General features: G+C 70.5%; 3 protein-coding genes and 3 pseudogenes. 5 read left to right on the top strand and 1 reads right to left on the bottom strand.

The features are described 5' to 3' along the window. Window positions 1-288 (top strand): annotated as a pseudogene (locus x551_RS16620) (hypothetical protein); the annotation flags it as partial. On the opposite strand, the pseudogene x551_RS16615 reads toward x551_RS16620, so the two are convergent. After that, window positions 289-1,016: pseudogene (locus x551_RS16615) on the bottom strand (substrate-binding domain-containing protein). 532 nt (window positions 1,017-1,548) lie between these two features. Between x551_RS16615 and x551_RS16610 the strand changes: the two are divergent. From x551_RS16610 to x551_RS16595, 4 genes and pseudogenes are all read left to right on the top strand, one after another. After that, window positions 1,549-2,033: pseudogene (locus x551_RS16610) on the top strand (formate dehydrogenase subunit gamma). Continuing rightward, window positions 2,030-3,592, top strand: a complete 1,563-nt coding sequence (locus x551_RS16605) for a formate dehydrogenase beta subunit (RefSeq protein ID WP_036249615.1) — start codon at window positions 2,030-2,032, stop codon at window positions 3,590-3,592. The pseudogene x551_RS16610 and the gene x551_RS16605 overlap by 4 nt, the downstream one beginning before the upstream one ends. Before the next feature lie 10 nt (window positions 3,593-3,602). Beyond that, a complete protein-coding gene (gene fdhF, locus x551_RS16600; RefSeq protein WP_036230952.1) occupies window positions 3,603-6,536 on the top strand; it encodes a formate dehydrogenase subunit alpha in 2,934 nt (977 codons plus the stop codon). Then, on the top strand, window positions 6,533-6,945 hold a 413-nt coding region (locus x551_RS16595), incomplete at its 3' end, for a formate dehydrogenase accessory sulfurtransferase FdhD (RefSeq protein ID WP_036249621.1). The genes fdhF and x551_RS16595, both read left to right, overlap by 4 nt.

Here is a 6,945-nt window from a genome sequence, read left to right as displayed (position 1 = left end):
GGCCCCTGGTTGCGCGCCGCCGGACCCGGACCCACCGCCGTGCTGACCCTGGCGCGCGACACCGGCGGCTACGCCTTCGTCGAGCGCGGCCTGTGGTCGGCGCTGGGCGCCGGCAGCGGGCTGGCGGTACTGGTCGAAGGCGACCCGCGCCTGCAGGTGAGCTACCACGTGATGCGCTCGTTCCGCGTCAACCACCCCGGCGGCAAGCTGCTGGTGAACTGGCTCGCCGGCCCGAACGGCCGACGTGTCGTGGCCGGCTTCGGGCGCGGTTACCGCCGGCCGGCCTGATCACGGTCGCCGACGTTTCGGCCCCTTGAGCAGCGCGTCGACCTCGACGACCGCGCCGATGCCCTGCCCGTCGTAGCCCGGCAGCTGGTCGACCGCTGCACGGAACGCCTCGCTGCGGAGCAACAGCAGCATCTGCCCGAGCCGCGGCCCCTGCAGCGCCTGCGCGTCGCACAGCAGCAGGTAGCGCTCCGTCTCGAGCGGAATGAACTCCAGTCCGAAGCGCCGGGCCGGCGGCTCCACGCCGAAGCCGACGTCGGCCATGCCACTGGCCACGTAGGCCGCGACGGCGGCGTGCGTGTACTCGACGCGCTCGTAACCGTCGATGCGCCGGGCGTCGACCCCGTCGCGCTGCAGCATCAGGTCGAGCAGGAAGCGGGTCCCGGAGGCCGGCTGCCGGTTGATGAAGCGCACGCCGGGCCGCACCAGATCGGCCGGCGTGTAGAGCTTCCTGGGGTTGCCCGGCGCGACCATCAGCCCTGCTTGCGCGTGGCCACGTGCACCACCGCCTGCTCGCGCGGCTTGAACCAGCGCGCGTAATGGGCCAGCGCCACCGGCGCGAAGGCGCCGAGCGGCATGTGGAAGCCCGCCACGTCGCAACTGCCGGCAGCCAGCGACGCCACGGCCTCCTGGCTCCCGCAGTACTTCAGTTCGACCGGCACCTGGTCGGCGCGCAGGAACTCGTCGAGCTTTTCGATCGCGAAGCCGTGGCTGGCGTGGATGCGCAGCATCGCCCCCTCCGGGCTGACCACCCGGCCCAGTTCGACTTCCAGTTCGGAGGCCAGCGTGTGCAGCATCGGCGACAGCCTCGCGGCGATGCGGCGGTCCGCCCACAGCAGCTTCTCGGCCAGCAGAGTGAGCTTCGAGCCCTGGCCACGCTCAGTGCGGATCAACGCCTGCCCGAGCGCGGCTTCGGCCTCGCGCAGCTGCTGCCAGGCATGGCGGTAGGAGCCACCGTTGACCTCGCAGGCACGCAGCAGGCTGCCGTGCTCATGCACCTGGCCGAGCAACTGGATGAGCCGTGGCGGCAGCTCGGGCTGGCCTGTGCGGCGGATGCTCCATTGCGGCTGGATCGAGACTTCGAGCATGGCGATCTTTCGGCGCTTCAGCGCATATGCGCTCGGCCTGACGGCTCATATTGAACCGCAGGAACTCCCACCATACAGTGAAGCACGCTCTCGAATCCATATGCCGGAGACAACATATGACAGCCTCCCCCAAAGCTTCCTGCAACGCTCGCCCGGCCGTTCGGGCGGCCGCGCGATGAGCACGTCGCTGGCGGCTGTGCGCGCCGTCCTCGCGCGCCGGGCCGACGAGCCGGGCGCGCTGCTGCCGATCCTGCACGAGGTGCAGGATCAGCTGGGCTGCATCCCGGCCGACGTGGTGCCCGAGATCGCCGGCGCGTTGAACCTGTCGCGCGCCGAGGTGCATGGCGTCATCACCTACTACCACCACTTCCGCGGCGAGCCGGCCGGCCGCCACGTGATCCAGGTGTGCCGCGCCGAGCCTGCCAGGCCCTGGGCGCCGAGGCGCTGCTGGCGCACGCCGAGCGCCGTCTCGGTTGCCGCAGCCACGCGAGCAGCAGCGATGGCCGCTACACGCTCGAGCCGGTGTTCTGCCTGGGGCTCTGCGCGTCATCGCCGGCGATCGTGATCGACGAGCGCCTGCACGCGCGCATCAGCCCGGCCGCGTTCGATCGCCTGATCGGCGCGCTGGAAAACGAAGACGCCGAGGAGGCCGCGCGATGAGCACCGCCATCACCGTGCGCGTCCCGCGCGATTCGGCCGCGCTCGCGGTCGGCGCCGATGCGGTGGCCGCCACGCTACAGGCCGAGTGCGCGCGGCGTGGCCTGGCGTTGAACTTGGTGCGCAACGGCTCGCGCGGGCTGTTCTGGCTGGAGCCGCTGGTCGAGGTGAGCACGTCCGCCGGCCGCGTGGCCTACGGCCCGGTGACGCCCGCGGACGTGCCGGGGCTCCTGGACGCCGGCCTGCTGCAGGGCGCACCGCACGCACTGGGCCACGGGCCGACCGAGCAGATCCCCTACCTCGCGAAGCAGGAGCGCCTGTGCTTCGCCCGCATGGGCCTCACCGATCCGCTGTCGCTCGCCGACTACGAGGCGCACGAAGGCTGGGCCGGCCTGCGCCGCGCGCTGGCAATGCCCGACGCGGCGGTGGTCGACGAGGTGCTGCAGTCCGGCCTGCGCGGACGCGGCGGCGCCGCTTTCCCGACCGGCATCAAGTGGAAGACGGTGATGAACACGCCGTCGGCGCAGAAGTACATCGTCTGCAATGCCGACGAGGGCGACTCGGGCACCTATTCCGACCGCATGACGATGGAGGGCGATCCGTACATGCTGATCGAGGGCATGACGATCGCCGCGCTGGCCGTCGGCGCGACCCGGGGCTACGTCTACGTGCGCTCCGAGTACCCGCACGCGATCGCCACGCTGAACGACGCGATCGCCCGCGCCGAGGCGGCCGGCTTCCTGGGCAGCGACGTGCTGGGTTCGGGCCGCGCCTTCCACCTGCAGGTGCGCAAGGCCGCCGGCGCCTACGTGTGCGGCGAGGAGACGGCGCTGCTCGAAAGCCTGGAGGGCAAGCGCGGCATCGTGCGCGCGAAGCCGCCGCTGCCGGCCATCGAAGGCCTGTTCGGCCAGCCTACCGTCATCAACAACGTGATCAGCTTCGCGTCGGTGCCTCTGATCCTGGCGCGCGGCGCGGCGCACTACCGCGAATACGGCGTCGGCCGCTCGATGGGCACGCTGCCGATCCAGCTGGCCGGCAACGTGAAGCGCGGCGGCCTGGTCGAGAAGGCCTTCGGCGTGACGCTGCGCGAGCTGCTGTACGACTTCGGCGGCGGCACCGCATCGGGCCGGCCGATCAAGGCAGTGCAGGTCGGCGGGCCGCTCGGCACCTATGTGCCCGAGTCGAAGTGGGACGTGCCGCTCGACTACGAGGCCTATGCCGCCTTCGGTGGCGTGGTCGGCCACGGCGGCATCGTGGTGCACGACGACACGGCCGACATGGCGAAGCTGGCGCGCTACGCGATGGAGTTCTGCGCGATCGAGTCCTGCGGCAAGTGCACGCCCTGCCGCATCGGCTCGACACGCGGCGTGGAGGTCATCGATCGCATCACCGCCAACGTGAACCGGCCGGCGCAGGTGAAATTGTTGCGCGACCTGTGCGACACGATGCTCGCCGGCAGCCTGTGCGCGATGGGCGGCATGACGCCCTACCCGGTGCTGTCGGCGCTCGACCACTACCCCGAAGACTTCGGCCTCGCGACACCCGACCGCGCGGCCGCCTGAGGAGCTCACCATGCTCGACCCCCACGCCGAGATCGACTACGGCACCCCGGCCAGCGCGTCGACGCAGGCCGTCACGCTCGAGATCGACGGCCAGGCCGTCACCGTGCCGGCCGGCACCTCGCTGATGCGCGCGGCGATCGACGCCGGCGTGCAGGTGCCCAAGCTGTGCGCGACCGACAGCCTGGAGCCCTTCGGCTCGTGCCGCCTGTGCCTGGTCGAGATCGAGGGCCGCCGCGGCTACCCGGCCTCGTGCACCACGCCGGCCGAGGCCGGCATGAAGGTCCGCACGCAGAGCCCGAAGCTGCAGGAGCTGCGCAAGGGGGTGATGGAGCTCTACATCTCCGACCACCCGCTCGACTGCCTGACCTGCGCCGCCAACGGCGACTGCGAGCTGCAGGACATGGCCGGCGTGACCGGCCTGCGCGAGGTCCGCTACGGAGTCGGTGACCAGTACGGCGGCGCCCACCACCTGAAGAGCGCGAAGGACGAGTCGAACCCGTACTTCACCTACGACCCGAGCAAGTGCATCGTCTGCAACCGCTGCGTGCGCGCCTGCGAGGAGACCCAGGGCACCTTCGCGCTGACGATCAGTGGCCGCGGCTTCGAGTCGCGCGTGTCGGCGGGCCAGGACCAGCCCTTCATGGAAAGCGAGTGCGTCAGCTGCGGCGCCTGCGTGCAGGCCTGCCCGACCGCCACGCTGCAGGAGAAGTCGGTCATCTGGCTGGGCCAGGCCGAGCACAGCGTCACCACCACCTGTGCCTACTGCGGCGTCGGCTGCGGCTTCAAGGCCGAGATGAAGGGCAACGAGGTCGTGCGCATGGTGCCGTGGAAGAACGGCCAGGCCAACGAAGGCCACTCCTGCGTCAAGGGCCGCTTCGCCTGGGGCTACGCGACCCACAAGGACCGCATCACCACGCCGATGATCCGCAAGAGCATCACCGACCCGTGGCAGGAGGTGAGCTGGGACGAGGCGATCGGCTATGCCGCCAGCGAGTTCAAGCGCATCCAGGCGAAGTACGGGCGCGACGCGATCGGCGGCATCGTCTCCTCGCGCTGCACCAACGAGGAAGGCTATCTGGTGCAGAAGCTGGTACGCGCGGCCTTCGGCAACAACAACGTCGACACCTGCGCGCGCGTGTGCCACTCGCCGACCGGCTATGGCCTGAAGCAGACGCTGGGCGAATCGGCCGGCACGCAGACCTTCAAGTCGGTGGAGAAGTCGGACGTGATCATGGTCATCGGTGCCAACCCGACCGACGGCCACCCGGTGTTCGCCTCGCGCATGAAGAAGCGACTGCGCGAAGGCGCGAAGCTGATCGTCGTCGACCCGCGCAGGATCGACCTGGTGAAGTCGCCGCACGTGAAGGCCGACCACCATCTTCAGCTGCGTCCGGGCACCAACGTCGCGGTGATCACCGCGCTGGCGCACGTGATCGTCACCGAGGGCCTGCTCGACGAGGCCTACATCGCCGAACGCTGCGAGGACAAGGCCTTCCGCGAGTGGCGCGAGTTCGTGTCGCGCGATGCCAACTCCCCTGAGGCGACCGCCGTCGTCACCGGCGTGCCGGCCACCGAGCTGCGCGCCGCCGCCCGACTGTTCACCACCGGCAGATCCGACGGCACGGCTGCCACGCTGCAGGCCCGCGGGACGCGGCCCAACGCCGCCATCTACTACGGCCTGGGCGTGACCGAGCACAGCCAGGGTTCGACGATGGTGATGGGCATCGCCAACCTCGCGATGGTCACCGGCAACGTCGGCCGCGAGGGGGTGGGCGTGAACCCGCTGCGTGGCCAGAACAACGTGCAGGGTTCGTGCGACATCGGCTCCTTCCCGCACGAGTTGCCAGGCTACCGCCACGTGTCGGACAGCAGCACGCGGACGCTGTTCGAGAACGCCTGGAACGTCGAGCTGCAGCCCGAACCCGGCCTGCGCATCCCCAACATGTTCGACGCCGCGCTGTCGGGCAGCTTCATGGGCCTGTACTGCGAGGGCGAGGACATCGTGCAGTCCGACCCGGACACGCAGCACGTCGCGCATGCGTTGTCCTCCATGGAATGCATCGTCGTGCAGGACCTGTTCCTGAACGAGACCGCGAAGTACGCGCACGTCTTCCTGCCGGGCGCGTCCTTCCTGGAGAAGGACGGCACCTTCACCAACGCCGAGCGCCGCATCTCGCGCGTGCGCAAGGTGATGCCGCCCAAGGCAGGCCTCGCCGACTGGGAGGTGACGGTGAAGCTGTCGAACGCGCTCGGCTACCCGATGGACTACACCCACCCCGAGCAGATCATGGCCGAGATCGCCGCGCTGACGCCCACCTTCTCCGGCGTCAGCTACGAGAAGCTCGACCGTCTGGGCAGCATCCAGTGGCCGTGCAACGACGAGGCCCCCGAGGGCACGCCGACGATGCACATCGACCGCTTCGTGCGCGGCAAGGGCAAGTTCTTCATCACGCAGTACGTCGCCTCCGACGAGAAGGTCACGCGCCGGTTCCCGCTGCTGCTGACGACAGGGCGCATCCTGTCGCAGTACAACGTCGGCGCGCAGACGCGCCGCACCGAGAACAACCAGTGGCACAGCGAGGACCGGCTGGAGCTGCACCCGCACGACGCCGAGGAGCGCGGCATCCGGGACGGCGACTGGGTCGGCATCGAGAGCCGCTCGGGCCAGACCGTGCTGCGCGCGCAGGTCAGCGACCGCATGCAGGCCGGCGTGGTCTACACGACCTTCCACTTCCCCGAGTCGGGCGCCAACGTCATCACCACCGACAGCTCCGACTGGGCCACCAACTGCCCCGAGTACAAGGTGACCGCGGTGCAGGTGCTGCCGGTGATGCAGCCTTCGGGCTGGCAGAAGGCCTACAGCCGCTTCACCGAGGTGCAGGAGCGCCTGCTCGCCGAACGGCACAAGGCCGAGCCGGCCCTCGCCGGCGCGAAGAAGCCATGAGGATGGCCGACGGCCCGCTGCACGCCGGCGGCGCCCAGCGGCGGACGGTCGCGGGCGTGCGCGGCGGCGCCGCCTTCGACGGACCCGACTGGGTGGCCGAAGAGCGGCCGGTGGCACTCGAGTTCAACGGCGTCGCGCAGGCGGTGATGCTGGCGACGCCGCTGGACCTGGAGGACTTCGCCCTCGGCTTCGCCTTGAGCGAGGGCCTGCTCGACGCGCCCGGCGAGCTGCACGGCCTGGAGGCGGTCGAGTCGCCCGAGGGCATCACCTTGAAGCTGCAGATCGCCGCGCGCTGCATGGCACGCCTGAAGGCAAGGCGCCGCGCGCTGGCCGGTCGCACCGGCTGCGGCCTGTGCGGCATCGAGAGCCTGGCCCAGCTGGAACGGCCGCTGGCGCCGCTGCCGCCTGG

The organism is Methylibium sp. T29 (assembly GCF_000576205.1).
Taxonomy (GTDB): domain Bacteria; phylum Pseudomonadota; class Gammaproteobacteria; order Burkholderiales; family Burkholderiaceae_C; genus Methylibium; species Methylibium petroleiphilum.
This window is presented reverse-complemented; position numbering and strand designations above follow the sequence as displayed.

Excerpts from the sequence above, each read along its gene's own strand:
- x551_RS16605 (WP_036249615.1), top strand. The coding sequence starts at position 2,030 with ATGAGCACCGCCATCACCGTGCGCGTCCCGCGCGATTCGGCCGCGCTC.
- fdhF (WP_036230952.1), top strand. The coding sequence starts at position 3,603 with ATGCTCGACCCCCACGCCGAGATCGACTACGGCACCCCGGCCAGCGCG.